General features: G+C 64.1%; 22 protein-coding genes and 3 pseudogenes. 15 read left to right on the forward strand and 10 right to left on the reverse strand.

Translation table 11 applies throughout. The features are described from left to right. Positions 1–16 precede the first annotated feature (16 nt). Genes IPM89_08110 through IPM89_08120 form a run of 3 tightly spaced genes read right to left on the reverse strand, consistent with a single transcriptional unit; the run spans position 17 to position 5,005 of the window. Entirely contained in the window at positions 17–2,461 is a 2,445-nt protein-coding gene (locus IPM89_08110; protein QQS52908.1) for a VWA domain-containing protein, read from the reverse strand. Next, the gene (locus IPM89_08115; protein QQS52909.1) at positions 2,448–2,741 is read right to left on the reverse strand and encodes a hypothetical protein; all 294 of its coding nucleotides are present in this window, start codon (positions 2,739–2,741) and stop codon (positions 2,448–2,450) included. The genes IPM89_08110 and IPM89_08115 overlap by 14 nt, the downstream gene beginning before the upstream one ends. A 35-nt stretch (positions 2,742–2,776) precedes the next feature. Further along, positions 2,777–5,005 (reverse strand): AAA family ATPase, encoded by a 2,229-nt coding sequence (locus tag IPM89_08120; protein ID QQS52910.1) that lies wholly within the window; start codon positions 5,003–5,005, stop codon positions 2,777–2,779. Between the two features lie 277 nt (positions 5,006–5,282). Between IPM89_08120 and IPM89_08125 the strand changes: the two genes are divergently transcribed. From IPM89_08125 to IPM89_08135, 3 genes and pseudogenes are all read left to right on the forward strand, one after another. Continuing rightward, positions 5,283–5,690 (forward strand): hypothetical protein, encoded by a 408-nt coding sequence (locus IPM89_08125; protein ID QQS52911.1) that lies wholly within the window; start codon positions 5,283–5,285, stop codon positions 5,688–5,690. Between the two features lie 67 nt (positions 5,691–5,757). Next, positions 5,758–6,858 carry a WYL domain-containing protein gene (locus IPM89_08130; GenBank protein ID QQS52912.1) on the forward strand — a complete coding sequence of 367 codons (1,101 nt, stop codon included), beginning with the start codon at positions 5,758–5,760 and terminating at the stop codon, positions 6,856–6,858. A gap of 71 nt (positions 6,859–6,929) precedes the next feature. Next, positions 6,930–7,589: pseudogene (locus IPM89_08135) on the forward strand (ATP-binding protein). A gap of 1,082 nt (positions 7,590–8,671) precedes the next feature. Here the strand turns inward: IPM89_08135 and IPM89_08140 are convergent. The 4 genes from IPM89_08140 to IPM89_08155 all read right to left on the reverse strand — a co-directional run bounded on the left by IPM89_08140 (position 8,672) and on the right by IPM89_08155 (position 11,095). Continuing rightward, positions 8,672–9,469, reverse strand: a complete 798-nt coding sequence (locus IPM89_08140) for a protein phosphatase 2C domain-containing protein (protein ID QQS52913.1) — start codon at positions 9,467–9,469, stop codon at positions 8,672–8,674. A 230-nt stretch (positions 9,470–9,699) separates the two neighbouring features. Then, positions 9,700–10,215 (reverse strand): DUF2779 domain-containing protein, encoded by a 516-nt coding sequence (locus IPM89_08145; GenBank protein QQS52914.1) that lies wholly within the window; start codon positions 10,213–10,215, stop codon positions 9,700–9,702. A gap of 6 nt (positions 10,216–10,221) precedes the next feature. Beyond that, complete coding sequence (locus IPM89_08150; protein ID QQS52915.1) at positions 10,222–10,452, reverse strand: hypothetical protein; 231 nt, start codon at positions 10,450–10,452, stop codon at positions 10,222–10,224. Between the two features lie 199 nt (positions 10,453–10,651). After that, positions 10,652–11,095, reverse strand: coding sequence for a hypothetical protein (locus IPM89_08155; GenBank protein ID QQS52916.1), 444 nt, complete (start codon positions 11,093–11,095; stop codon positions 10,652–10,654). Positions 11,096–11,117: 22 nt separating this feature from the next. Here IPM89_08155 and IPM89_08160 point away from each other — a divergent pair. The 10 genes and pseudogenes from IPM89_08160 to IPM89_08205 all read left to right on the forward strand — a co-directional run bounded on the left by IPM89_08160 (position 11,118) and on the right by IPM89_08205 (position 18,902). After that, positions 11,118–11,620 (forward strand): annotated as a pseudogene (locus IPM89_08160) (ATP-binding cassette domain-containing protein). Between the two features lie 533 nt (positions 11,621–12,153). Then, positions 12,154–13,048: pseudogene (locus tag IPM89_08165) on the forward strand (AAA family ATPase). Between the two features lie 216 nt (positions 13,049–13,264). Continuing rightward, a complete protein-coding gene (locus IPM89_08170) occupies positions 13,265–13,552 on the forward strand; it encodes a hypothetical protein (protein ID QQS52917.1) in 288 nt (95 codons plus the stop codon). A gap of 96 nt (positions 13,553–13,648) precedes the next feature. Continuing rightward, on the forward strand, positions 13,649–13,981 hold the full coding sequence (locus IPM89_08175) for a PD-(D/E)XK nuclease domain-containing protein (GenBank protein ID QQS52918.1): 333 nt from the start codon (positions 13,649–13,651) through the stop codon (positions 13,979–13,981). Positions 13,982–14,147: 166 nt separating this feature from the next. Next, positions 14,148–15,344, forward strand: coding sequence for a homocitrate synthase (gene nifV / locus IPM89_08180; protein ID QQS52919.1), 1,197 nt, complete (start codon positions 14,148–14,150; stop codon positions 15,342–15,344). Further along, entirely contained in the window at positions 15,341–15,652 is a 312-nt protein-coding gene (locus IPM89_08185; GenBank protein QQS52920.1) for a nitrogenase-stabilizing/protective protein NifW, read from the forward strand. Before nifV ends, IPM89_08185 begins: the two co-directional genes overlap by 4 nt. A gap of 2 nt (positions 15,653–15,654) precedes the next feature. After that, positions 15,655–16,101, forward strand: a complete 447-nt coding sequence (locus tag IPM89_08190; protein ID QQS55843.1) for a nitrogen fixation protein NifZ — start codon at positions 15,655–15,657, stop codon at positions 16,099–16,101. 78 nt (positions 16,102–16,179) lie between these two features. Next, complete coding sequence (gene argA / locus IPM89_08195) at positions 16,180–17,490, forward strand: amino-acid N-acetyltransferase (protein QQS52921.1); 1,311 nt, start codon at positions 16,180–16,182, stop codon at positions 17,488–17,490. Between the two features lie 33 nt (positions 17,491–17,523). Beyond that, positions 17,524–18,324 (forward strand): 3',5'-cyclic-AMP phosphodiesterase, encoded by an 801-nt coding sequence (gene cpdA, locus IPM89_08200; GenBank protein ID QQS52922.1) that lies wholly within the window; start codon positions 17,524–17,526, stop codon positions 18,322–18,324. 20 nt (positions 18,325–18,344) lie between these two features. Next, positions 18,345–18,902, forward strand: a complete 558-nt coding sequence (locus IPM89_08205; GenBank protein QQS52923.1) for a class II aldolase/adducin family protein — start codon at positions 18,345–18,347, stop codon at positions 18,900–18,902. A 5-nt stretch (positions 18,903–18,907) separates the two neighbouring features. Here IPM89_08205 and IPM89_08210 read toward each other — a convergent pair whose 3' ends face one another. Both IPM89_08210 and aroC read right to left on the reverse strand, forming a co-directional pair. Continuing rightward, positions 18,908–20,050, reverse strand: a complete 1,143-nt coding sequence (locus IPM89_08210; GenBank protein QQS52924.1) for an MFS transporter — start codon at positions 20,048–20,050, stop codon at positions 18,908–18,910. Between the two features lie 19 nt (positions 20,051–20,069). Then, on the reverse strand, positions 20,070–21,188 hold the full coding sequence (gene aroC / locus IPM89_08215; protein ID QQS52925.1) for a chorismate synthase: 1,119 nt from the start codon (positions 21,186–21,188) through the stop codon (positions 20,070–20,072). Positions 21,189–21,474: 286 nt separating this feature from the next. Between aroC and IPM89_08220 the strand changes: the two genes are divergently transcribed. Next, the gene (locus tag IPM89_08220; GenBank protein ID QQS52926.1) at positions 21,475–24,474 is read left to right on the forward strand and encodes a protein kinase; all 3,000 of its coding nucleotides are present in this window, start codon (positions 21,475–21,477) and stop codon (positions 24,472–24,474) included. A gap of 123 nt (positions 24,475–24,597) precedes the next feature. On the opposite strand, the gene IPM89_08225 is transcribed toward IPM89_08220, so the two are convergent. Then, positions 24,598–24,870 carry a hypothetical protein gene (locus IPM89_08225; GenBank protein QQS52927.1) on the reverse strand — a complete coding sequence of 91 codons (273 nt, stop codon included), beginning with the start codon at positions 24,868–24,870 and terminating at the stop codon, positions 24,598–24,600. Positions 24,871–25,131: 261 nt separating this feature from the next. Here IPM89_08225 and IPM89_08230 point away from each other — a divergent pair, with 261 nt between their 5' ends. After that, entirely contained in the window at positions 25,132–26,094 is a 963-nt protein-coding gene (locus tag IPM89_08230; protein ID QQS52928.1) for an endonuclease/exonuclease/phosphatase family protein, read from the forward strand. Positions 26,095–26,122: the final 28 nt, after the last annotated feature.

A 26,122-nucleotide genomic window follows, 5' to 3' on the forward strand; every position in this document is an offset into this window, starting at 1 on the left:
CCGTTGAGAAACGGTCTCATTTCCACCAGAACCAACGTCGGCTGGGTTTAGGGGGGTGCCCAAGAACCGCCCGTACCCGCCGCAACCAGGCAATCAGCCGCTTTTTCACCACGGTCAGTTCCATCCGGCCATCCACCAGCATCCGTTCGAGTAGTCGGCCCTGTTCGACCAGTTTGGCGGCGGGTTCGCCGAGTGCCTCCAGTTCCAGGAGCGCATCGCGCAATGCGGCCAGCCCTTCCGCCGGATCAGGGGTCGGCGCGTTCAAGCCGCTTTCCAACCGGATGAACCAGGTTGGCGGAGGAGACATTGGCTTCGATGGCCGCGCCGTTGCGCGTTTTTGAAAGCGCTCGAAAAAATGTAGAGCCGGGGGTGGGGTTCTCGAAGCGGGCGCCGGATACTCGGCGGATTCCCGGAATCGCCGCTCAGAACCACCACTTCGATCCCAATGCTCGCTTTCGGTTTCTTCCGCCCGGTGCTGGGTTGACGCCCTCTCCAAATGGTTGCTGATCGCCCAGCCCCTCATTGCTGGTGGCGCCGCACCCGCCATCATCGGCATGTCCCATCCCGCGGGCGATTCCACCGCCTGGACGACCGAGTGAAGCTTCCCGCCGGGATGGAGCGTTTCGCCATGATCCACGGCCACGAAGGCGGTGAAACGGCACAATACGCCGTATTGGAGCGAAAACGCGGTGATGTCCTCCGCCAGCCGTGCAGGGTGCTGTTGGCCAGCGGCGAAGTGCTGTTCCAGGTCGAGCACCCGCGCCCGTGCCCAGCAGGTCCGCACCGCGCGGTCCGAAGTGATCACCGGCACCAGGGTCTGCTGGAACGCATGCCCGTCGGCGGTGCGGCCGCTGACGGTGACTTGGGCCGGTGGGTCACCCCGCCAGCGCCCGGCCAGCCGCAGCGGCACGCCGGGAAACAGGTCGGCGACTTCGGGCGTGGCCTCCGCCAGCGCCGGGGTCAACCGCAGGTCGGTGAGTAGCGGCGCGCCCAGCCGGCGATGCATCGCGCGCAGCACGGCGTCCAGCCGATCTTCCGATTCGACCCGTTCGAACCAGCCGCCGCCGTAGCCGGCCAGCCGCTCCAACAGCGAGGCGTTCACCGCCTGATCGATGCCGACGGAGACGATCCGGCAACCCTTGGCGTGCCGCTGGACTTGGCGTAATAGTGAATCTTCGTTGCCGACCTGACCGTCGGTCACGAACAGCACAATTCGCTCCCGGTCGGGCGCGGTCGGCGTGGGAAAGTATTGGAGCGCCCGGCGCAACGCGGCGGCGATCTCGGTGCCGCCGCGCGCCTCGACCCGCGCCAGGCATTCCACGGCCCGGAAACGGGCGCGGTCGCTGGCGGGGAGCAGTTGGCCGGCGCGAGGCACGGGTTCCTCGATCTGGTGGTCGAACAGGATCAGGCCGAAGCGGTCCCGGTCGGTTAGGGTGTCGATCAGCCGTGCCGCCGCCCGTCGTGCCGCCACCATCTTCCAACCGTCCATCGAACCGGAGCGATCGAGCAGCACCACCACATCGCGCGGGCGGAGGGTGACCGGGAGGATGGCCGGCGGCGCCAGGGTGAGCAGGGCGATGGTTTCGTTGGCGACGGTGTCCCGATAGACGCTCAGGCCGCTGGCCAGACTCGCGGCCGGGTCGCCCGTCTCGTTGGTTTCCCCGACCCGGAAGCGCAGAATCACATCCCGATCCAGCCGCTCCGTGCCCGGCGTGAGTTCGATGATGTGCAAATCCTCCCTCGTCTGGCTGAGCCGCAGGTCGTGCAGGCTGGCGCGCAGATCGCGCAGCGGCAGACCGGCCGGGTCCAGTTCCAAGCGGAAGCTCAAATAGACCGGATTGGGTTGTCCGGGCAGCAGCACCGGCGGGCTGATGCGGCTGGCATCGGGGACGGCGTCGGTATCCGGCGCGACGCCCGATCCCACACCGGCGCCGTCCAGCGCGATGCCGGGGATGTAGCGCGGCGCGACCACCAGCGGGAAATGGAAGGTGGCTTCGCCGTCGGCGAAGGCCAGTGGGCCGGCCAATTCCAGTTCCACCCCGACCGCCTCGCCCGGCGGGATGTTGCCGGCGCGGATCGTGAACACTTCGGGCCGCTCTTGCTCGGCGATGGCGGCGCGGTGGCCCTGACGGAGGGCTTGGTCGTACTCGTCCCGTGCCGCGCCGCGCTCCTTGAGCGCGCCTTCGACGATCCGCTCGCCCACACGCAGGCGGAACCGGGTCACACCGGCCCGCGCCGGCAGCGGAAAAATGTAGGTCGCTTCCAGCGGCTCGGTATGAGCGTTGACGAAAGTTTGCGCCACCACCAGCCGGTACAGCAGCCCGGTGATGCGCCCGTCCACTGTCAACCGCCGCAGCGGCAGGCCGCCCCGCGTCGTGTTCAGGCTGCCGAATCCGGCCTCGTCGTCTTCGCGTCGAATCGGTGCTTCGTCCAGAACTGTCATCGTCTCAATCAGGGTCATCGGAATGTACCTCGGGATCATGGGCGACCGCCCGCAGGACCGTGCTCAGGATGTGGAGCGCGTCATCCAGCCGGCGGTCGGGTTTGGGATAGCGTTGGCGGTCGAGCGGCCGTCGCGCGCCGGACGCCAGAGTGAGTTCCAGTAGTTCCGCCACCGGCGCGGCACTGGAAGCAGCGGTGGGTGCCCGCTCCCAGAACCGGTCGCGGGCCGGTATCGATTCCGCTACACCGTCAGCGACAGCCGGTGGTGGTTGGGCGGTTTTGGCGCTCCAGCCGGTCACATGCCGGCCGGAGCGCCTGCTTTATCCTTCCCGCCTCACTGGTACACCGACGCTTTCCCGCGCCGATGGGGCACGACGGTCGGCGTTGCAAGCACCGCCTCCCGCTGGGCCGCCACCTCGACGGCCAGCCGGTCGTGGAACGCCCCGGCGCTGGGGGTTTCGTCCCACAACTCGTACTGGCGGACCACGGCGGCAAAATCACCAGGCGTGAGCCGCTCCAGCCGCCGCACTTCGGCCTCATAATCCTCCGCCTCGGCCAGCTCGCCGCCCAGCCGGACGAACTCCTGCGCGAACAGGCCCCAGCGTTGATTGGGCTTGAGGGGATCGAAGCGGATCTTCCACGGGAAGCGGCGCCGGCTGGCCGGGTCCAGCGTCTCCATGCGATTGGTGGTGGCGATGAAGATCCCCTCGAACGCCTCCATCTGGGTCAGCAGCTCGTTGACCTGGGTCACTTCCCAGGACTGGTGGGCACCGCGCCGGTCGCGCAGGAAGGAATCGGCCTCGTCCAATACCAACACCGCGTCGTGCTGGCGGGCCTCGTCGAACATCGCGGCGATCCCCTGTTCCGTCTGGCCGACATACATGCCGAGCAGGTCGGAGGCGCGCTTGACCAACAGCGGTTTTTCCAACCGGTCGGCGAGATGGCGGGCCAGCTCCGACTTGCCGGTGCCGGCCGGCCCGTGGAAGCAGAACACCCCGTGCGGGCGGCGCTGGAGGGCGGCGATCAGCTTCGGGATATCCTGATCGACGTTGAGAAAACGCAGATCGTAGCCGGTCGGCACGCGGGGGCGGGCCGGCGCGCGTTGCTGCCGGAGCAGCGTGACCGAACCGTCCAGCGCTTGCCGCACCAGCGCCCGGTTCGTCTCCAGGTCGCCATTGCCGGCGTGGCGAGCCAGCTTGGCGGCCCGTTCCAGTTGCGCCGGGGTCAACTGTTCGTGGGCGGCGATCCGCGCCAGCCAGTCGTCCGCCCCCGCCCAATCACCGAGATGGTGGCGGGCGATCTCGATCCGCACCGACGGCGGCGGGGTCGAGAAGCGGATCGAATAATCGAAGCGCCGCAGATAGGCCCGGTTCATCGAATCGGCGTCATTGGTGAGCCACAGCGCCGGCGCCGGGTTGTGTTCCAGGGTGCGATTCATCCACGCCTTGCCGGCGGTGGCGCCGTCGCCCCGCCCGCCGAACAGCCGGTCGAAGGGGTCGCGCTCGAACACGTCTTCCACCTCGTCGAACAGCAGCAGGGCGCGATCGCGCCGGGCCAGCAGCCGCTGACCGAGGTTGAAGGCCCGCAGCCGCTGCTCGCCCCGGATGGGGTCGCCATCCTCGTCGGCGTAATCGACTTCGTACAGTGCCGCGCCCACCGCTTCGGCCAGCACGGCGGCGTATTCGGTCTTGCCCACGCCGGGCGGGCCGTACAGCAACAGGTTGGTGCCGGGGATTTTGTGTTGCAACGCCGCCCGCAACAAGCCGGACGCCGCCGCCGTGTCCCTGGCGAGATGCGGAAAATTGGCCAGGCTCAGGGTGCGCCGGGGCGAGCGCTTGAGGAAGCAGGCCATCAAGCCCTCGGCGTCGGTGTGGATGCTAAACAGGCGATTCGGCAGGTCCCGCCGAATGCTGATCTTGTCTTCCAGATCGACGCAGGCCGGCGCGACCTCGATCAGGCCGGTGCTGGACAACAAGGCGGTGGGACTCAACGCCGCGCGGATCTCCTCTTGCGGCAAGCCGGTCAAGCGCGCCAGTAGCTTATGCAGCAGCCGGGTCGGCATGGCGCACGACTGTGCCGCGATGGCCTGATGGAAGGCGAGATCCCCGTGCAGTAGCGTGCTAAAGCACAGCACGGCTTGATCGGCCAGCGTCAGGCCCAGCAATTCGGCGAGCCAGCCGATGTTGCGCACCAGCGGCAGGTCCGGGTCCACGGGAATCCGCGCCAGTTCCGCGCGCCGCTGCTGGAGGCGCTGGACGAACCGATCCGGCGACCGCCGGCGCTGCTCCTCGTCTTCGTCTTCGTCCTCGTCCGCCTCGTCCGCCTCGTCCGACCCGGCGACATCGAGTGCGGTCAGGCCGGTCAGGGCGAGGAACTCGTCGTTGTCCCAATGCCCGGAATGATGAAAGCGGTGACGACGGTGTCCGGTTCGCGCCCCCTGGAGCAGCAGGGCGAGGTCGATGAGCCAGCGGCCCAGCAAGGCCCGATAGGCGGCGGTGTCGTCGTCGTCCAGCGCGGTGAGCGTGGCGATGGGGCTGACGTGCAGATAACGGGGGAGGGTCATGCGAGGCTCCAGGGAGATCAGGGAACAGCGCCAAGCATATGATGAGCATCCGACAGGATGCGTCGGATGGGTTGCGGCGACATGCAGATGATGCGGATGCGGGTCGAATGCCCTCATCCGACGCAACTCGTCGCACGGGTGCGGTAGTCTTAATGCCTGACTCGACGCCGCCCGAGCCCCCCGAGCCACCCCGAGCCCCCCACTCGCTCACCCGAAGGCTATCGCCATGCCCCGCAAATCGACCCTGGACCCCAAGTGAAGGCCCTGCTGGATCACCTTGATCTCGACGATAGCGATCACGAGTTACTCGTCGAGGCCCACCGAAGACACCGCCGACCGCTTGCGCACCTTGCACCAGCGCCTGAGCAATGGCCGGGAAAACGCCTTGCGTCCCGGAATGCTGGCGATGTGGAAACCAGGCCTGAAAAATCGCCGGTTTCCGGCTTACGGTCAACCGGCCATGGTGGTCGACGTGCTCGATCCGCCCCGGCTCGATCACGAAGACGAAGCCGGATCGCCTTACTATCGGGAGCCGCTCAATCTGCTGTTGGGCCTGCTGTGGGAGACCGGCGATTTCCTCGTCTATCATTTTGATCGGCGTCGGTTCCAGCCGTATGAGGCACCCGATCCGCCGAACCGGTCGCCTTCTCGTCGGGCAGGAAATTTCTCCAGTAAGTCTGGATAATCACCTCGTCGGGCACCGCCGAGCGGTGCCCGATCCGCCGCCGCCTTCCCTGAACACGACGAGCCCTATGAAAGAAGACGCCATCACCACCTTCAGTCGCCGCCTGGGCATTCTGGCGATGTTCAAGGGCCGCGAGCCGCTGACCGCCCAGAGGATCTTCACGCGCTTGCAGAGTATCGGTGAGGAAATGGATGAGCGTTCGGTGCAACGCGCCCTGGCGCTGCTGGGCGAGGCCGGTTTTCTGGAAGTCGTGCATCCCGGCGCCAAGCCCTTGCAGTGGCGCTGGCCCGAGCGCAAGAAAGTCATCACCCTGCCCCGCCTGTCCGATCAGGAGGTGCTGGCGTTTCGGCTGCTGGAGCTGTTTTTGAAGCCGCTGCTGCCTCAGGAGTCTTACCGGGCGCTGCGGCCCTATTTCGAGACCGCGCGCGGCGAACTCGACCAGATGTCGTTCTGGGCGCCGGTCAAAAAATGGGAGACGAAGGTGCGGGTGGTGCCGCCGGTCCAGCCGCTGCTGCCGCCGGAGCCGCCGGTCGCGCTGGTGTCGGCGGCGGCGCGGGAGGATTGGCGTTGCCACCAGAAGCAGGTACGCGATACCGTATTGACGGCCTTGTTCGAGAACCGGCAGTGTCAAATCGACTACCAGCAGCTCTGGCGGGATGAACCGGCCCACTGGACGATTCATCCCCTGGTTTATCTGCAACGTGGGCCGGCCTTTTACTTGCTCTGCACCATCGACGAACATACCGATGTGCGGCAGTTGGCGGTGCATCGGATGCTCTCCGCCACGATGCTGGACCGGAAAGCGAGCCGGCCGGCGGAGTTCGACCCGGATCGGGAAGTGGAGCGCAGTCAGGGCATGGGGGGTAGCGGCGAACCGTTGCGACTGGTGGCCCGGTTCTGGAAACGGGCCGGGCTGCATCTGCTGGAAACCCGGCTGGCCGCCGATCAGGTGATGGAGGATGAGGGCGACGACCATGTCCGGCTGACCGCCACCGTCAACGACACCGCGCAATTGCGCTGGTGGCTGCTGTCGTTCGGTTCCAAGGTGGAGGTGCTGGAGCCGGCTCGCTTGCGGGAGGAGATGGCGAATCAGGCGTATTGGATGAATCGGCTGTATGCGAGGCCAAATCCGCCACCGGAGGGTGCGTTCGATCTGGATCTGTCATGATTTGGTTATGGCGAATTCAGCCAGTTTTCCATTCAATCGCCAGCGGATCGCGGAAAGCAAGAGGCCCGCGCATGAACGAAACCAAACTTTTGGCGATTCTCGCCCGTGGCGAGGACAGCCGACATCAGTTCAAGGAAAACATCGGCAACATGGATTCACTGGCCGCCGAATGGGTGGCGTTCTCCAACTCCGGCGGCGGCCTGTTGATCGTGGGCGCGAACGATGCCGGTGCAGTGCTGGGGTTGACCGCCGCCGACATCGGTCGCTGGAATCAATTGCTCTCCAATGTGGCATCCCAGTCGGTGCGTCCACCCATCCATCCGATTTCGCTCAATATCCAGACGGCGGAGGGTCTGCTCATGGTGATCCAGACCCCAGACGGTCTGAATCAGCCCTACACCGATAATCAGGGGCGGATTTGGGTCAAGAACGGCGCCGACAAGCGGCATATGACTGCCCGTGAGGAAATGCAGCGGCTGTTTCAGCAAGCCGGACTGATTTATGCCGACGAAGTCCCGGTTTCGGGGACCACGGTCGCGGATATCGATCATCGAGCACTGGAGGAGTACTTTGAAAACCGCTATCGGGAACCGTTGGAGGAGACCGATCAGTCCTTGGAGCAGTCGTTACGGAATATGGGACTGGCTCGCGATGGCGCGCTGACTCTGGCGGGATTGTTGTTGTTCGCTAAAAAGCCGGAGCGGTTTCGCCCGGCCTTCATGCTCAAAGCGGTGGTCCCGGTTTACTGGACAAAATTTTGCCAGGTTGAAGTGGGTTTCTGCGGTTTAGGCTGCTTGTTGGGTAGGCAGCAGCTTAAAGTACACGCTATCGGGGGTTTTACCGTCAAGCGAGGAATGTGGGTGCCGTTCATTGTAAAACTTGAATTCTCCATCGCCAACCAGCCAATCTTGGCGTGGAGTTCCTTCACGTCCGACCCGGTACCTTCGCTCCGCTCCGCCGCCGTGGCGAACACAGCGCTGGCCCGTTCCTGGAGCTGGCTCTTCCATTGGGTAATCTGGTTAACATGGACTTCAAATGGTTCCGCCAACGCCGCCAGGGTCTTGTCGCCCTTGAGCGCCGCCAAGGCCACCTTGGCCTTGAAGACCGCCAAGTGGTTTCTTCTCATTCTTTTCATCTCTGTTCTCCGGTGTCAGCCCCGTGAAGGGCCGGTCATTGGAACAGAAACTCCACTTAAGCAGGCGTCCTATTTTCCGGGGCCACCTCTCTAATCATTGCAGGTCGCTACACTTAACCCGTCTAAGTTGATAATTAAGATTATGAAATATAACATTTTAATCCGTGATACCCGACATACTAGCTTTAAGTGGCGACGAATCGGCACCGCCGAAACGTATCCGGAAGCCGGACGTACTGCGGTGCAATTCGCGAAGCCGTTTGTTGAGGTGAAAATCGTCAGCGCAACCGAATATGTCAACCTGCTAATCGACGGCAAAATTAAGCGGGAATGGCCTACAAGGAAGTGTTAGAACCGTTATAAGCAGAAGCCGAGCAGCCCACGAAGCCGGCTGCTCGGAACGCCAGAAGGTAACGTCGCATCATCACCAAGTCGAAAATTCAAGATTATTTCCTAAGCACCTACTTATGTAGGTTAGATTGCACAGTAACCATATTTGGTTACTAACCACGCAACAAACCAATCACCCACAACTCACCTGGCATCGTTGAGGTTTACCAATTGCACCGTGGTCCTTCAAGAGTTTTTATGGGCTGCATAGCCTCGCAGGAATTAAAACCAAAGCGAAAGCTATTTGTCGGACTGCGTCTTCTCGCCGCATCGACGACGGGCCGCCATTCATAGAGCCACCCTCGCCACCACCAGCGCCAGATTATCCTTCGCCCCATGCACCCAAACTGCGTCCCGCCAAACCTGGGTTTGGGCCGCCACCTCCAGCAGTGGATCGAACAAATCCCACAGCTTTTCTTCCCCGATCTCGTCATGGATGCCATCGCTGCACAGTACCAGCCTATCGCCCGCTTCCAGCGCGACCACGACCCGATGAATGGCGAAATCGTTTTCCTCGGGGTCGGCGCACAACACATGAGCCAGCGCCCCATACAGGCTGGCATATTCCGTTTCCGGCGACGCTTCACCCCGGTCGATCATGCCCTGCAAGACCGTGTGATCCTTGCTCAGCCGCCGCCATCGTCCTTCCCGGTTCACCTGATACACCCGCGAGTCACCCACGTTCAGTATAGCCGCCTGTTGGCCCCGAACATGCGCGACCGCGAGGGTGGTCGCCGCGCCGAAAGTTTTCGGATGATCGGCCAGTTTCTCGGCCCGTCGAGCCTGCGCCTGTCGCACATGCCGGTGGGCGACGAAGCCGTCCTGTAGCCATTCCGGGTGATCTCGAACCGCCTTGGCGAGTTCCTCCAGCACGATCCGGCTGGCCTGTTGCGGCGCGATCCGGGAATCGCCGCCACTGCTCGCCACCCCGTCGGCGACCGCCAGCAGCGCCTCGTCCGACGCCAGGGACAACGCGGTGATCGGTAATACGGGAACCTGATAAATGGCGCCGTCGATCAGGATGCAGTCCTGCTGCCGACGGCAGACTTGGCCTCGGTGCAGGGTATAGGCGAGCGTCAACATCATGCCGAATCCTGCGTTGCCGGAGGGGCGATTTTTCTCAAGGGCACATTTTATTCGAGGAAACTCGGACCCCACCCGATAGCGCTGGGTGGGTCTTTACCCAGTCACCGGCCCGTTCGGTTAGCGGCCTTCGCGAACGATCTACCCGCCAAGCGACGCTGGGCGTCGCCCCCTGCCGGTCACAACCATCGCGACCGCCACGACCCTTGGCGGTTTCCTCCAACTCACCGATGCTACGGCGGGGTCTCCGCCAAAAACCCCGCCAGCCGCACCAGCGCCAGCGTATCCCGACAACAATATTCGGCCAAGGCCACCCGCAGCTCGGCGCACCGCTCGATGGGAGTCTCGGGGTGATACAGCTCCCGCCAAGCACCGCTGGCCGCGTTGCCATCACCAATGGCGAGTTCACCGTAATCCAAATCGGGTGCTATCGTCGGTAGCACCGCCTTGAGCGACCCGCCTCCTTTCATCGCGGGGTGGCAGTAGTACCGTTCGGTCAGGGGCTTGAGATCGACCACCCGCGCGATCAGGGCGGTAAGGATCGGCACAAGGTCGGGATAGGTCTGGGCGAGTTCCCGGAGCCGCCCGACCTCGAATCCCCGGTTGTACACGAATACCGCCCCGGCATCGCCCACCGTATCAAGCAGGGTCTCGGCAAAGGCGCGGCGCGGGTCATCCCCGCCCTTGGCCAAAAAGGCATGGTGCGCCAGTTGGCCGGGTGCGGTTTCGACGTGACAGGACCATTGCACCACCAGTTATTGATAGGGTCGCGTTCCGACCCACGGTGGCACCGCCACCTGCATCGATTCGAAGTCCAGGTAATAGCGTGGATACGTCAAGCGCTTCAGGAGCACCGCCGCCGCCGGATCGCGCTCGACCGCCCCCGACTGAATCACTCGCGCAACCCGAGCCTGCCTGGGCGTCAGCGGAGTGTCGGCCGGGATGTCGCGCACGTCCGCGATGCCCCGATCCACCAAACCTTGCAAGCGCTGACCGGAAAGCCGGGGCAGGCAACCAAGCGGATAGTCGGGTGGCGAGGGTTGGCCGGGGCCGCAATGGGACTGGAACGGACAGTTGTAATACCGTTTACCGATAGGTTTTGTATTTTCAGGTCAAAAACAGCGCCATTCGTCATACCTGCTTTCGCGGGTATGACGGAATAGCAAGAGCCATGAAAGCGAAAACCTACCGGGAAACGGTATAAGGACTGTGGCACTGTGGGCCGGGGACGATGGTGGGTTCCGCTCCGGCCAGGGTGGCGCGCGCGTCGGCGACCCATTGAGGCACGGCGGGCAGGAGACCCGCCATGTCGGTATCCAGCAGGTTCGGTTTCAACAAGCCCCGATAGTCGCCACTGCCGAGATAGACGAAGGTGGCATCGACGTGCGCCAGTTCGACCCCGGTCAGGGAAAGCGTGGCGCCGATCACCCAGGCTTGAATCGCGCAATCCTCCCGATGCTCGTCCTTGATCCGGGTGCTGGCCTTGACCTCGCGCAAGCGGTAGCCGCCGGCTTCCGGCAGCAGCAGATCGGCGCGGACCAGCACGCCGTCGCGCTGAAAGGTGGCCTCGAACAAGGGCCGGTCGGGCTGCTCGGCCAGCGCTTGGCGGGTCAATTCCAGCGCTTCCACCAAGTTCTCGCCCTTGATCAAAATGCCGTTCGGATACAGGCTTCGAGCGATGTCCCCGAACGGCGATACGCTGTTCGACGCTCGCCGGCGCATCGACCGACCGCCGCACCGCCGCCGGGTCGGGCTGGTGTTTCAGGACAGCCAGTTGTTCCCCCATCTCTCGGTCGAACACAACCTGTTGTACGGCTTCAACTTGCTGTCACCGGGGGACCGCCGCTTTGCCCTGACGCAAATTCTCGACCTGCTGGACATCGGCCATCTGCTCCAGCGCCGGCCGCGCCACCTGTCCGGTGGCGAGCGGCAGCGGGTGGCGCTGGGCCGCACTCTGCTGGCCTCGCCGCGCCTGCTGCTGCTGCTGCTGGACAAACACCGCTGGCGGCGCTGGACGAAGGCCGCAAGCAGCAGATCCTGCCGTTCCTGCGCCGGGTGCGAGATGAACTGCGCCTGCCGATGCTGTACCTCAGTCACGCCATCAACGAGATTCTGTACCTGACCTCGCATCTGGCGGTGATGGAACACGGTCAAATCCTGGGACAAGGCGCGTTTGCGGACGTGATCCGGCAGGACCGGACGCTGCACTTGGCGCGTTCGCTGGGTCTGGAAAACGTGTTGCGGGCGACCGTGTTGCGGCACGAGCCGGAGGCTGGCCGCATCACGGTTTGCCACGATCATCACGAACTGCATCTACCGCTCTCGACCCTGCCGCCAGGCGCCGAAACCTGGATCGCGCTACGCGCCGCCGACGTCGCCCTTCATCCCGTGCCCGACATCACCATCCAGAACCAGGTGCCAGGCCGCATCCTCGGCTTGCGACAAATCGCCGACCGCGTACTGGCGGAGGTGGACGTGGGCGTGCCGATTCTGGCCGAAATTACACTTAAAGCCATGCGGGATTTACAATTGACGGAAGGCGATGCCGTTTATTGTCTGTTCAAGGTCCGGGCCTGGCATTATCTCGGGGCGCATTGAAGCAACCGACTCGCTCTCGCCGCCCGCCGGCATCGACGGCAGAGGCCACCCTCCCCGCCCTTGCCGTTCAAGCCAAAGGGTAAAACCGCATGAACAAACTCCCCATCGGCATCCAGACCTTCCGGGAAATCCGCGAGGAAGGCTACTGCTACGTCGATAAGACTCCACTGGTCGCCCGCATGGCCGACGAAGGCAAGTACTACTTCCTGTCCCGCCCCCGCCGCTTCGGCAAGAGCCTGCTGGTCAGCACCCTGGCGGCGGCTTTCGCCGGCCAGCGCGAGTGGTTCACCGGGCTGCACCTGGAAAACCATTGGGACTGGAGCCGCCGTTCCCCGGTAATCGTCCTCGATTTCGGCAAGGGGATACTGGACTCCCGCCAGCGGCTGGACCAGCGCACCCGGCGGATGCTGGATATTCAAGCGGAAGCGGCGGATCTTCGCTTGGAACAGGCCGAAGCCAGCGACCGGCTGGAGGAACTGATCCTCAAGCTCCACGCCGCGACCGGCGAGCGGGTGGTGGTGCTGGTGGACGAATACGACAAGCCGATCCTGGATCATTTGCATCTCCCGGAACAGGCGTTGGCACTGCGCGAGGGGTTCGCAACCTCTACTCCGTCCTCAAAACCCAGGATGCCCAGTTGCGCTTCGTGCTGCTGACCGGGGTCAGCAAATTCTCCAAGGTGTCGCTGTTTTCTGGGCTCAATAATCTGGAAGATCTCACCCTGGACGAGCGATTCGCCACGATCTGCGGTATACCCAGGGCGAACTGGAAACCACCTTCGCCGAGTGGCTGGACGGGGTGGACATACCGGAAGTGCGGCAGTGGTACAACGGTTACAACTTTCTCGGCGAGCCGGTCTACAACCCCTTCGACGTGCTGCTGTATCTGCGCAACCGCGAATTTCGCAGCTACTGGTTCGAGACCGGCACCCCCACCTTCCTGATCAACCTGCTCAAGACCCGACGTTATACCAATTCTGAATAGGTTTTCGTCATTCCCGCGAATGCGGGAATCCAGGCCGCCGCTGAAAAACGGGATACCCGCTTTCGCGGGTATGACGAACAGGGTGGTTATTGGCCTCCGAAAAGAACAAAACCTATCGGGAAACGATATTACAACCTGGCCTCGCTCGATAGGCTGGAAGCCGGGGAAACTCTCCTCAGCAGCTTTGATGTCGGGTGCATCGAACCCGAGACCTGGTTGTTCCAAACCGGCTACCTGACGATCCGCGACAAGATCCATCAAGGTGGACGGATTAAATATCGACTGGGCTACCCCAACCAGGAAGTGCGGATGAGCCTGAGCGACGCCTTGCTGAATGCGCTGACGCCGGACATGCGGCGCAAGGAACACACCCAGGACCGGATTTTCGCCGCCCTGGAAGCGGATGACCCAGAGCAATTGCGCCAAGCATTCCACGCTTTCTTCGCCGCCATCCCCCACGACTGGCACTGCCGCAACGCCATCGCCGATTACGAAGGCTGCTGAGCCTCCCTCGTGTACTGCTATTTCGCCGCCTTGGGGCTCACGGTGATTCCCGAGGATGTGATACTAATTCTGAATAGGTTTTCGTCATTCCCGCGAATGCGGGAATCCAGGCCGCCGCTGAAAAACGGGATACCCGCTTTCGCGGGTATGACGAACAGGGTGGTTATTGGCCTCCGAAAAGAACAAAATCTATCGGGAAACGATATGAGCAACCACGGACGGATTGATTTGACGATCCTCTGGGCCGGCCGGGCCGGGCCGCTGGAATTCAAGGGAGTCGAACTGAGCGAGCCGGGCCGGGCGCCGGAACAGATTCAGGCGCGCGGCTACCATCAGAAATACGCCGGCCAACCGGTGACCTTGATCGGCATGGAGTTCAGCCGCGCCGAACGCAATCTGACCGGGTTTGAGTGGCGGCGGCTGGGGTGATGGCCGCTTTTCCCTTGTCGGCTTCCCGACAAGCAGGCTGTTCAGTCTGTGCGAAACCCCCCGCAGTGGCCGGAATTAACTGATCAAGTCGCTGTTTTATCAGTGTTCATAGGTTGGCACGAAGATTGTCTGCCTTCCAGCGGCATACCCTCCGGCGAGCCTGACCATGAACGCAGTCACCCGCACCCTCATCATCGATGACACCACCCTGCGCGACGGCGAACAGTCGGCGGGTGTGGCCTTTTCTCAAGACGAAAAACGGGCGATCGCCAGCGAACTGGCGGCACTCGGGGTACCGGAGCTGGAAATCGGCATCCCGGCGATGGGCGCGGAGGAATGCGACAGTATCCGCGATCTGGTCATGCTGGGCCTGAACGCCCGGTTGCTGGTGTGGAGCCGGATGTGCGAGGCCGATCTGCGACAATGCCCCGATCTGGGCGTGTGGGCCATCGATCTGTCGGTGCCGCTGTCCGACCAGCAACTGCGGCACAAGCTGGGCTGGCGGCGCGAACAGGCGCTGGATGCGATCCGCCGCCTGGTCCCGCAGGCGCGCGAGCTGGGGCTGGAAGTCATCGTCGGCGGCGAGGATGCCTCGCGGGCCGACCACGATTTTCTGCTGCGTGCCGCCGAGACCGCCCAGGAAGCCGGCGCGCGGCGGTTCCGCTTCGCCGACACGCTGGGCATCATGGAGCCGTTCGGCACGCTGGCGATTTTCCAGCGCTTGCGAACGGTGGTCGATCTCGAACTGGAAATGCACGCCCACGACGATCTGGGGCTGGCCACCGCCAACACCCTGGCCGCCGCGCTGGGCGGCGCCACCCACGCCAACACCACGGTCAACGGTCTGGGCGAACGGGCCGGCAACGCCGCTTTGGAAGAGGTGGTGCTCGGCCTGCGCAAGCTGTACGGCTTCCAGGTGGACATGGATCTGTCGCGCTTCCCGGCGCTGTCGCAACGGGTCGCCGCCGCCGCCAACCGCCCGCTGTCCTGGCACAAGAGCCTGGTCGGCGAAGGCGCGTTCACTCATGAAGCCGGCATCCATGTGGATGGCCTGCTCAAGCATCCGCTCAACTATCAAGGCGTGGACCCGGCGGAACTGGGACGTAGCCATCGCCTGGTGCTCGGCAAGCATTCCGGCACCCGCGCGGTGTTGCAGGTCTACCGCGATCTCGGCATCGCGCTGAACCCACGCCAGGCCAGCGCCGTGCTCCAGTGCGTCCGTGCCTTCGTCGGTCAGCACAAGCGCTTGCCGGAGACCCTCGAACTGGAGGCATTTCACCGCGACCTTGGCATCGACGATCCACCCCCACCCCTGCCCGCCAACCTTCCGCAACGCTCCACCCACACCGAGGTGCAATCATGATCACGACCACTTTGCAACAGGATCTGCGCGAGATGAGCTCGGCCGAGGATTTTCTGCTCTACTTCGGGATCGACTTCGACCCCAACGTGGTGGAGGTGAGCCGCCTGCACATCCTGCAACGCTTCCACGATTATTTGCAGAAAGGAGAGGCTCACGACCGGGCTGCTTACACCCAATGTCTGCAACGGGCCTATCAGGATTTCGTGGACTCCGATCCTCTGACCGAAAAGGTTTTTCAAGTATTCCAACGGCAGGCCGCGGCACGCGAGACGCGGATTCCGTTGTCGGACATCGGTCGCCGGCCGTGATCCTGGAACCGCGCTTTGCCTGCGATGACGAGGTCCGCGTCATCCGCAACCTCCGCAACGACGGCACCTATCCGGGCTGCGCCACCGGCACGGTGCTGGTACGGCGCGGTAGCGTGGGTTTCGTCCGCCACATCGGCGTGTTCCTGCAGGATCAGATTATCTACAGCGTGCATTTCCTGGAAGCCGGCAACCGCATCGTCGGCTGCCGGGAAACCGAACTGATCCCGGCGGACGCTCCCTGGATTCCCAACCGCTTCGAACGTGGCGACCCGGTCACCACCAAATTGGCACTGGCGATCGGCGGCGCGGTGGCGGTCCCTCCGGGAACGTCCGGCTCGGTATTGGCGGTGCTTCGCGAACCGGACACGACGGCGGACTACCACGTTCTGTTCGGTCAACGTCTGCTATGCGTGCCGGAAAGCGCGCTGGATGCCGCCGCGCCGGATTGAAGCGCCGCCCACGAGGATGAGGTCTTGGCGCCGCTCTGTCATAATCGCCAGCCTTTTCGAGACTCGTGGAGATGACCGATGGACTCGGACCAGTTCGTGCAATGGTTCCGGCAGGCTGGCCCCTACATCAACGCCCATCGCGGCCGGACCTTCGTGGTGCTGTTCGGCGGCGAAGCGGTCGAGGCCGACTCCTTTTCCAGCCTGATTCATGACCTCGCCCTGCTGCACAGCCTGGGCGTTCGCCTGGTGCTGGTGCATGGCGCCCGCACCCAGATCGAGACCCGCCTGCGCGAGGTCGGTCGCGCGCCGCGCTACGTCAACGGCCTGCGGGTGACCGAGGCCGAGGATCTGGCTCTGGTCAAGCAGGCGGTCGGTCGACTGCGCATCCGCATCGAAGCACGACTATCGATGGGGCTGGCCAACTCGCCGATGCACGGCGCCCGGCTGCGGGTGGTATCGGGCAACCTGATCACCGCCCGTCCGCTGGGGGTGCGCGACGGGGTGGACCACGGTTTCACCGGCGAAGTGCGGCGCATCGATGACCGCGCCATCCGCCTGTGGCTGGAACAGGACGCCATCGTATTGCTGTCGCCGCTGGGCTATTCGCCGACCGGGGAAATTTTCAACCTGCGCGCCGAGGACGTGGCCACCGCCGCCGCCATGGCCTTGCGCGCCGACAAGCTGTTGGTGCTGAGCGAGGGGCCGGAACTACGCGACCCCGCCGACCGGCCGGTCCGCCAGCTCAGCCTCGGCGACGCCAACCGGCTGCTGGCCGAACACCCCACCCTGCCCGAAGACTCCGCCCGTCATCTGCGCCAGGCGCTGCGCGCCGGCCAGGCCGGGGTGCGCCGGATTCATCTGCTCAGCCGCCGGATCGACGGCGCGTTGCTGCTGGAACTGTTCACCCGCGACGGGGTGGGTACCCTGATCGCCAGCGATATTTACGAAGGGCTGCGACCCGCCGCCATCGACGATGTGGGCGGCGTCCTGGAACTGATCCAACCGTTGGAGGAGGACGGCACCCTGGTGCGGCGTTCGCGCGAACGGCTGGAGATGGAAATCGAACGCTTCGTCCTGCTGGAACGCGACGGCACCATCATCGGCTGCGCCGCGCTCTATCCGCTCCCCGAGGAAGGCGTGGGTGAACTGGCCTGCGTCGCCGTGCATCCGAGCTACCGCAACAGCGGCCGCGCCGACGCCCTGCTGCGTCACATCGAACGCCGCGCCCGCGAGCAACAGTTGCAACGGCTGTTCGTGCTGACCACTCGCGCCGCGCACTGGTTTCGCGAGCGCGGTTTCGAACCCGCCGAGGTGGCCAACCTGCCGGTGCAAAAACAAACCTTGTACAACTGGCAGCGGCGCTCCAAAGTCTTCATCAAAACCCTGTAAACTGCTCGGCCTGTCATCCCCGAGGACGCCTCCATGCCCATCGCCGCCGCCCCGTTGCGAGTCCTGCAAGTCACCGATCTGCACCTGAAAACCCAACCCGGCAGCCGGGTCTGGGGCGTGGACGTGGATGCCGGTCTGGGCGCGGTGCTGGCGCGCATCCGGGAGCGGCATCCCGTGGTGGATTTCATCCTCGCCACCGGCGATCTGGTCGGCGACGAGCCGGACGCCTACGCGCGGGTGCGCCAGGCACTGGAATCGCTGGGCGCACCGGTCTATTGCCTGCCGGGCAACCATGATTTCCCCGCGGCCCTGGGTCAGCGCCTGCGCGATGGCCTGGTTCGGTGGCAACGGCATGTCGTCGTTGGCGACTGGCAGTTCATACTATTGGATTCCAGCTTCCCCGGCACTCCCGGCGGCCATCTGCCCCCCCGCGAACTGGAGCTATTGGACACCGCGCTGGCCATGCATCCCGACCTGCACGCCATGGTCTGCCTGCACCACAATCCGGTCTCGACCGACACCCCCTGGCTCGACACCATGACGGTCAGCAACGGCGAAGCATTGTTCGCGGTGCTGGACCGGTATCCACGGGTTCGGGCGGTGGTGTGGGGACACATCCACGCCGAATTCAGCGCCCGGCGCGGCGATATTCACCTGCTGGCCACCCCCGCGACCTGCGTGCAGTTCAAGCCCGGCACCGCCGAACCGCAAGTCGACGAACGGCCACCCGGTTACCGCTGGTTCGAACTCCACCCGGACGGCCGCCTGGAAACCGGCGTGGAACGGGTCGAGCCGGCGCGGATGCCCGCCTCGGCCCGGCGTACCCCGACCTGATTCATGTATAATCCGCCGCCATGAACCTCAAAGACGATCTCGTTCGACACTACCACTGGCTGCGCCAGTACGGCCTCAACGACTCCCACAGCGGCAACGCCTCGGTGCGGAACGGAGCGACGTTCTGGATCACCCCCACCGGCTGCTGCGCCGATACCCTCAGCAGCGGCGACCTGGTCGAATGCCACCTGGACGGCGTGATCGGCCAAGGTGCCTCGATGGACGCCCACCTGCATTTGGCGGTCTATCAGTCCAACTCCAAAACCCGCGCCGTGCTGCACAGTCATGGCCCCTATTCCGTGGCAATGACCATGGATAATGAAGAGTTCCTGCCGGCCGATTTCGAGGGGCAGCTGTACTTCAACCGGGTACCGGTGCTGACCATTCCCTACGATCAATACGTGGCCAGCGCGCCGCGGCTGGTCGCCGAAATCCTGGCGGAATACCCCATCGCCGTGGTGCGTGGCCATGGCGTTTACGCCTGCGCCGACAGCCTCAACCTGGCTTATAAGTGGACCTGCTCGCTGGAACTGTCGGCCAAGACCGCCTTCATCGCCCAGCAGGCGGGGAAAATTTGAATCGCTCACGACCGTAGCCCCCGCCACGCCACCCACCAGCCCAGCACACCCAATACCGTCGCCAGATCGTACATCGCCACCGGTCCCACCCCCTGCCACAAATAACCGGCGGCGAGGCTACCGAGCGCGTTGCCGGCGCCAAAGGTCAAGCTGCTGTACAACGCCTGACCGCGCCCCTGCAACGCACCGGGAAAAAATTGATGGATCAGATGAATAGCCACCGCGTGAAACACCCCGAAACTGAAGGCGTGCAAGGTCTGCGCGAGCAGCAGCAGCGGCAACTCGCGGGCAAAATGACCGATCAGCACCCAGCGCAGCGCCGCCAGGGCCAGCGCCGTCAGCAGCAAGCGGCGCGGCCCGAAACGCGGTAGCAACCGATGCATCACTAGAAACAGCCCGACCTCCGCCGCCACGCCCAAACCCCACAGCAGGCCGATCCACTCGCGCGAGTAGCCGATCGTCTCCAGATACAGCGAGAAAAACCCGTAGTACGGCCCGTGGGCGGCCTGATTGAGAAAACAGGCGGTGAAAAAAGCGATCACCGCCGGCCGGCGCAATACGCTCCCGAGCGGCGGCGACGCCTGAATGCTCAGCGGCGTGGCCTGTTCCGGTACCAGCAGGCTGTTCAACCACAATGCGGCAAACAATCCCCACAACAGCATCGGCACCACGCCGATCCCCCAGTCTTCCACCACCAGCCCTACCCCGACCGCCGCGCCGATGAAGCCCACCGATCCCCAGAGCCGAACCCGGCTGTAACGGTGGATCTGCTCGCCCAGATGATTCAGGGTGACCGCCTCGAATTGAGGCAGCGCCGCGTTCCAGAAAAAGCTGAACAGCAGCATCACCAGCGCCAACCCGACATAGGAATCGCCGGCCAGATAGACCCCGGCAAATGTCAGCAACGCCGCCAGGCAAGCCCCGCGCACCACCCACATCCGCCGACCGCTGCGGTCGGCCAACCATCCCCACAGGTTGGGCGCCACCATCTTGGTGGCCTGCGGGATCGCCATCAGCTCGCCGATTCGAGCCGGGTCGAAACCCAGCGCCAACAGATACAGCCCCCAATACGGCAGCAACACACCCAGAATGGCGAAATAAAACAGATAGAAACCGGACAGGCGCAGGTACAGCCGAAACGGGAGCACGGAATTCCAGCGCGGCCGTTCAGTCGGCGGGATCGCGGCGCGGGGCGGCGGCGGCGATCAGTGGCGTGTCGGTGCGCACATCCAGATTCTGGCCCCGATGGCGCAAAGCGTGGTCCATCAGCACCAGCGCCAGCATCGCCTCGGCGATGGGCGTGGCGCGAATGCCGACGCAGGGATCGTGACGGCCCTGGGTCACCACTTCCACCGGTTCGCCGCGGACGTCGATGGTTCGCCCCGGCAGGCGGAGGCTGGAGGTCGGTTTCAAGGCGATGCTGGCGACGATGTCCTGCCCGCTGGAAATTCCGCCCAATACGCCGCCGGCATTGTTGCTCAGAAAGCCCTCGGGGGTCAGTTCGTCGCGGTGCTCGGTGCCGCGCTGCTCCACGCTGGCGAAACCGGCGCCGATCTCCACTCCCTTGACCGCGTTGATGCTCATCAGCGCATGGGCGATATCGGCGTCCAGCCGGTCGAACACCGGCTCGCCCCAACCCGCCGGCACGCCGCTGGCCACCACCGTCACCCGCGCGCCGATGGAGTCGCCGGACTTGCGCAGCGCATCCATGAACCGCTCCAGTTCGGGCACCCGGTCGGGGTCCGGGCAGAAAAACGGGTTGTTGTCCACTTCTTCCCAGACCAGCCTGGCTGGGCGGATCGGGCCAAGCTGAGCCAGATAACCGCGAATGTCCACCCCGTAACGCCCACGCAGATACTTGCGGGCGACGGCGCCCGCCGCCACCCGCAACGCGGTTTCCCGTGCCGAGGAGCGGCCGCCGCCACGATAATCCCGGACGCCATATTTCTGCTGATACGTGTAATCGGCATGACCCGGCCGGAAGCGGTCCATGATCTCGCCGTAATCCTTCGAACGCTGGTCCATATTCTCGATCAGCAGGCCGATCGGCGTGCCGGTGGTCCGCCCCTCGAACACGCCGGACAGGATGCGCACCTGGTCCGGTTCGCGGCGCTGGGTGGTATGCCGGCTCCGACCGGGCCGGCGCCGGTCCAGATCGTGCTGTAAATCGGCCTCGGCCAGCTCCAGACCGGGCGGGCACCCATCCACGATCGCGCCCAGCGCCGGACCGTGGCTCTCACCGAAGGTAGTGACAGTGAACAACTTGCCAAACGTGTTGCCAGACATGCGGAAACAATCCTTGGGTGCGACACGCCGCTCCCCCATCTTGGCTTAACGGCGCGGAATTTGCTGAGACGTCTTTCGACCCGGGCACCGCCAACGGTTAATTTTGGCCGCGAACCGGGCGATTACCTACAATTGAAAGGCATATCATACCGCGTCGGCCCGTGACCATGTCCGCGTCGCTCGCGTATCGCCACGACGCACCAATTCCTCTGACCGCGACGGCCGGCATGGAACACCTATGAAACCCGCCGCCGGGCCGCGGTGCCGGCAATAAAACAGGACAAACATGTACATTCCAGGCTATCAAATCGAGCGCGAACTCGGCCAGGGCGGCATGGCGATCGTCTACCTTGCCATGCAGGAGTCGCTGCATCGCCATGTTGCGTTAAAAGTCATCAAGCCCGTGCTGACCACGGATGAGGAATTTGCCGCGCGCTTCCTGCGGGAAGGCCGCATCATCGCCCAACTCAGCGACCCGCACATCGTTACCGTCTACGATATCGCCTCGCACGAGGGCACCTATTACCTGTCCATGGAATACCTCGGGGGCGGTACCTTGCAGCAGCGCATCCGCGAGGGGCTGTCGCCGTCGGAAACCCTGATCATCGCCCGCGCCATTGTCGGCGCCCTGCACTACGCCCATAGTCGCGGCATCATCCACCGGGATATCAAGCCGCAGAACATCCTGTTCCGCGAAAACGGCACCTCGGTGCTGACCGACTTCGGTATCGCCAAAACACTCGGCAGCAGCACCATCATGACCCGCACCGGCCTGTCGATCGGTACGCCGCGCTACATGAGCCCGGAGCAGATTCGCGGCCAGGGGGTGGATACCCGCGCCGATCTGTACAGCTTCGGCGTGCTGTTTTACGAGATGCTCACCGGCAACGTCCCCTATGCCGCCGAAGACAGCTTCGCGCTGGCCATGATGCATGTGACGGCGCCAACCCCCGAACTGCCGCCGCGTTTGAGTACCTATCAACCCCTGCTGAACAAACTGCTGGACAAGGATCCCGAACGGCGTTTTCAAAGCGGCCAGGACTTCATCGCCGCGCTGGACGCCCTGGAAGCGGGGCGCATCGACGACCTGTTAAGCATCACCGGCCTCAACCAGCCCACCGTCAGTTCCCCCCCGCGCGCCAAGCGCCGATTCGGCTGGAAAACCGGCGCCCTGGCCGCCGCCGTGGCGCTAGCCGGCGCGGCCGGTGGCGGTTACCTGTACCTGCATCGACCCGCGCCGACCGTGCCGCCGTTGGCCGGGCCGGTTTCATCGCCCGAGACACCCGCCGTCGACAGCGCCGCGCAGCGGCGCGAACAGGCCGAGCAACTGCTGTCCGAGGCCCGCCGGCAACGACAGGAAGGCGCCCTGGAAGATGCCCTGGCCCGCATCGGGCAAGGCTTGCAACTGGCGCCCGAGCATCCCGATCTACTGGCTTTACGTGAGGAAATCAACCGGCAACTGACCGACATTCGCGCCGGGGAGGAACGGCGGCAACGGATGGAATTGCAGGCGGAGCAGTTTTTCGAACAGGCCCAACGCGCCCGGCAGGAAGGCGCGCTGAATGTCAGCCTGGCTCACATCGAGCAGGGCTTGCGGGCCATGCCCGAGCATAACGGCCTGCTGGCGCTCAAGCAGGAAGTGCTGGCGCGCCAGACCGAACTCCAAAACCAGGAGGAAGCCACCCACCGGCAAGCCGGGGCCGAGCAGCATCAACGGCAAGCCGAGGAATTTCTGGCGCAAGCGCTGGACGACCAACGCAATCGGGCTTACGAAAGCAGTCTGCTGCAAATCGAACAGGGTTTGCGGGAGGTTCCCGACCACCGGCGCCTGCTGGCGCTGCGCGCCGAAGTCCGCGACCAGTTGCGCGCGGCCAAGACTCCGCCGCCCGCACCGCCAGCGCCGGCGCCGGTCGACGATACCGCCACCCGGGTCACCGCCCTGCTCGGGGAATGCGACGCGCACCTGCGGGCCAACCGGCTGACGGTGGGCCGGGGCGGCAATGCCGCCGACTGCTATGCCGAAGTGCTCAAGCTGGATCGCGGCAATGCCAGGGCACTGGCCGGACTCGACAGCATCGCCGATCGTTATCTCGATCTGGTCACCTCCGCCATCCAGGGCAACGACCTCGGCCGGGCCAAGAGCCTGTTCGAGCGGCTGGAGTCGCTCAACCCGAACTATGCCCGCCTGCCCGGCTTGCGCGAACAACTGGCCCGCGCCCAAGCACCCGCCGAACCGCTCAGCCCGCCGCCACCCCGACAGCCGGAACCCAAACCCACCCAGCCGGCACCGATCTCGCCACCGCCGATCAATCTGGTTTCGGTGCCGCGACCCTCCGAACCCGCTCCGACGGCGGCGGAATCCAGAACCCAGATCATTGCCGGGGACAGCCACACCCGATTAGCCAAAACCGAAACTGACGACAACGTCAGCCTGCATGTCACGGTCTCCCCGCAAGGCATGCTCGACGACGCCAGTCGAAAAACCCTCAAACCGCAAACCGTGCCGGCCCAACTGTTCGTGCGCGCCGATGTGGATAGCGCCGAGGTCTGGATCAACAACCGCAAAGTCGGCACGACACCGCTGGCGCTGGACCTGCCGCCCGGCGTCTATCGGGTGCGGGTCAGACAGGAAGGCCATACCGACTGGAACGGCCGGGTCGAACTCGCCGCCGGCGATGAAAGCACCTTGTCGGCCATCCTCCCCAAAACGCTGGAGGTGGCCGTCGCCGCTCAGCCGCCGGAGCCAAAACCGGAACCGGAACCGGAAGCGCCGCGCTCCAGCGCTCAGGACACCCGGACGGCGGCGGTAACCCCGGCATCCTCCGGTTGCCTGAGTGGCAACTGCGAGAGCGGTCAAGGCGCCTACCGTTATCCGAACGGCAGCGAGTACACCGGCCAGTTCCGCGGCGCCAAGCTGCATGGTCAAGGCACCTACGTCTACGCCGACCGGGGCGAAAAATATGTCGGGGAATGGCGCAACAGCTCGATCAACGGCCAAGGCACGTATTACTACCGCAGCGGCAACCGCTACGAAGGCGAGTGGCGCAACGGCCGCAAGAATGGCCAAGGCGCCTACTACTACGCGAGTGGCGACAAGTATGTCGGCGACTTCGCCAACGACCAACCCAACGGGCAGGGTACGTACTACTACAGCAACGGCAACCGCTACGAAGGTGAATGGCGTAACGGCCGCAAGAACGGTCAGGGAACGCTTTACGAGGGCGATCGCAAAATCGTTGGCGAATGGCAAAACGACCAGATGATCCGGGTTAGAGTGGAGCAGTGAGCGCAAAATGACCAAAGGCGGTAACCCCGGGTTACTCCGGGGTTACCGCCTTTGGTTTTGCAGAGCGGCCTCGGTGCCGTTACCACGCCGATGCTGGCTTGGCCGGCCCCCGCCTTGGACGCGTTACCGCTGCCTGATAGGGTAAACCGGGCGACGGGGCAGCTTCATCCAGTTGTACAACACAAAATCGGCGTTATTTTCTTCCAGGCAGCGGACGGTATGCAGTTGGGTGCCTCTAACGGGCATATCTCCGCCATAACCGCCGCAGTAGCTGCCTCCACTCGGGCTCACGCACGACGCTTCTCCGCGATACGGACAACTATGCTTATCTACAGGGATCAGACCTTCGCTTCCACTGCGCTTGGCCTTCACCTGTCGAGTGATGTCGTTCTTCATTAGACTTGGGTTCCTCGGATTTGGTGGTTGGGTAGCACCGCGCCTCTCCCCGCGCGGCCATGATCGTGGACTGTTCTTGATTTTTTGGTGTAATTTTATACGCTTAACCCTTAAATTCAACATGGCTAATATTACGGTCTGGATTAGGAGAGTAAATAAGGAACTTCGCGGGAAGTATCATGGTTTTCCCTAATACCAGCAAGCTCGGGAAACGGTCCGGCGCAGGCTTGCGCTCCCCAACGGAATGCGAGAAATTCGAACATGCAAACCACCGGCCGCATCACCTTGGCGGGATTGTTAACCGCTTCGGGCGCACTGATCTGCACCATCAGCCTGATCGGGTTCGGCGGACAGATCTGGTGGGTTTTCGAACTGGCTTCCCATTTCCGGCCTCAGTACGCGCTCACCTTGGGGTTGTGCCTGCCGTTGTTGCTGTACTGGCGCCGCTATCGGTGGGCAGCGGTCTTCGGTGCGTTTGCCGTGCTGAACGCGATGCTCCTTGCACCGCGTCTGCTACCCCTGGCCGAAGCCGCCGTTCACTCCGGCGCTGGCCAAACCACTTTTCGGGTACTGCTGGCCAACGTCAATGCCGCCAACCGCGATTACTCGAAAATGCGCCACGCCATCCTCAAGTACGAACCCGATTTCATCGTACTGCTGGAAGTCACACCCTGGCTGCTCGAACGACTGACCGAATTCGACGCTCGCTACCCACATCGCGCCGTTGCGCCACGGGAAGACAATTTCGGGATCGCCCTGCTCGGCCGGCAACCGTTCTCGCGAACCGAAATCATGCAATTCGGCGCGACGGGACTGCCTTCGATCACCGCCGAGATTGCGGTTGGCGAACGCCGTCTTATCCTGGTGGGTACCCACCCATTGCCCCCCGTCAGCGCCGGCGCCGCCCGGGACCGCAACGAGCAACTGGCGGCCCTGGCGCTGTTCGCCCGACAAGCCCGGTACCCGCTGCTGTTACTGGGCGATTTGAACGTTTCCCCGTGGTCGCCCTATTTCGCGCGGCTGCTGGCCACCTCCGGCCTGCGCGACAGCGCGGACGGCCGTGGTATCCTGCCCTCTTGGCCGGTCGGTCTGGCGCCGCTCTGGATTCCGATCGACCACGCGTTGTACTCCGACGGCATCGAAATCCTGCGCCGGGAAACCGGTTCGACCCTCGGCTCCGATCATTACCCGGTCATCGTTGATTTTCATCTCGCCCGCTCATGAATTCTTCCGCCAACCCCCGCGCCAGCCT

The organism is Candidatus Competibacteraceae bacterium, from assembly GCA_016699715.1.
Taxonomy (GTDB): Bacteria; Pseudomonadota; Gammaproteobacteria; order Competibacterales; family Competibacteraceae; genus Competibacter.

Excerpts from the sequence above, each read along its gene's own strand:
- cpdA (QQS52922.1), top strand. The coding sequence starts at position 17,524 with ATGCCCATCGCCGCCGCCCCGTTGCGAGTCCTGCAAGTCACCGATCTG.
- IPM89_08205 (QQS52923.1), top strand. The coding sequence starts at position 18,345 with ATGAACCTCAAAGACGATCTCGTTCGACACTACCACTGGCTGCGCCAG.
- argA (QQS52921.1), top strand. The coding sequence starts at position 16,180 with ATGGACTCGGACCAGTTCGTGCAATGGTTCCGGCAGGCTGGCCCCTAC.
- IPM89_08120 (QQS52910.1), bottom strand. The coding sequence starts at position 5,005 with ATGACCCTCCCCCGTTATCTGCACGTCAGCCCCATCGCCACGCTCACC.
- IPM89_08110 (QQS52908.1), bottom strand. The coding sequence starts at position 2,461 with ATGACCCTGATTGAGACGATGACAGTTCTGGACGAAGCACCGATTCGA.
- IPM89_08230 (QQS52928.1), top strand. The coding sequence starts at position 25,132 with ATGCAAACCACCGGCCGCATCACCTTGGCGGGATTGTTAACCGCTTCG.
- IPM89_08130 (QQS52912.1), top strand. The coding sequence starts at position 5,758 with ATGAAAGAAGACGCCATCACCACCTTCAGTCGCCGCCTGGGCATTCTG.
- nifV (QQS52919.1), top strand. The coding sequence starts at position 14,148 with ATGAACGCAGTCACCCGCACCCTCATCATCGATGACACCACCCTGCGC.
- IPM89_08175 (QQS52918.1), top strand. The coding sequence starts at position 13,649 with ATGCGGGAATCCAGGCCGCCGCTGAAAAACGGGATACCCGCTTTCGCG.
- aroC (QQS52925.1), bottom strand. The coding sequence starts at position 21,188 with ATGTCTGGCAACACGTTTGGCAAGTTGTTCACTGTCACTACCTTCGGT.
- IPM89_08185 (QQS52920.1), top strand. The coding sequence starts at position 15,341 with ATGATCACGACCACTTTGCAACAGGATCTGCGCGAGATGAGCTCGGCC.
- IPM89_08220 (QQS52926.1), top strand. The coding sequence starts at position 21,475 with ATGTACATTCCAGGCTATCAAATCGAGCGCGAACTCGGCCAGGGCGGC.
- IPM89_08225 (QQS52927.1), bottom strand. The coding sequence starts at position 24,870 with ATGAAGAACGACATCACTCGACAGGTGAAGGCCAAGCGCAGTGGAAGC.
- IPM89_08140 (QQS52913.1), bottom strand. The coding sequence starts at position 9,469 with ATGATGTTGACGCTCGCCTATACCCTGCACCGAGGCCAAGTCTGCCGT.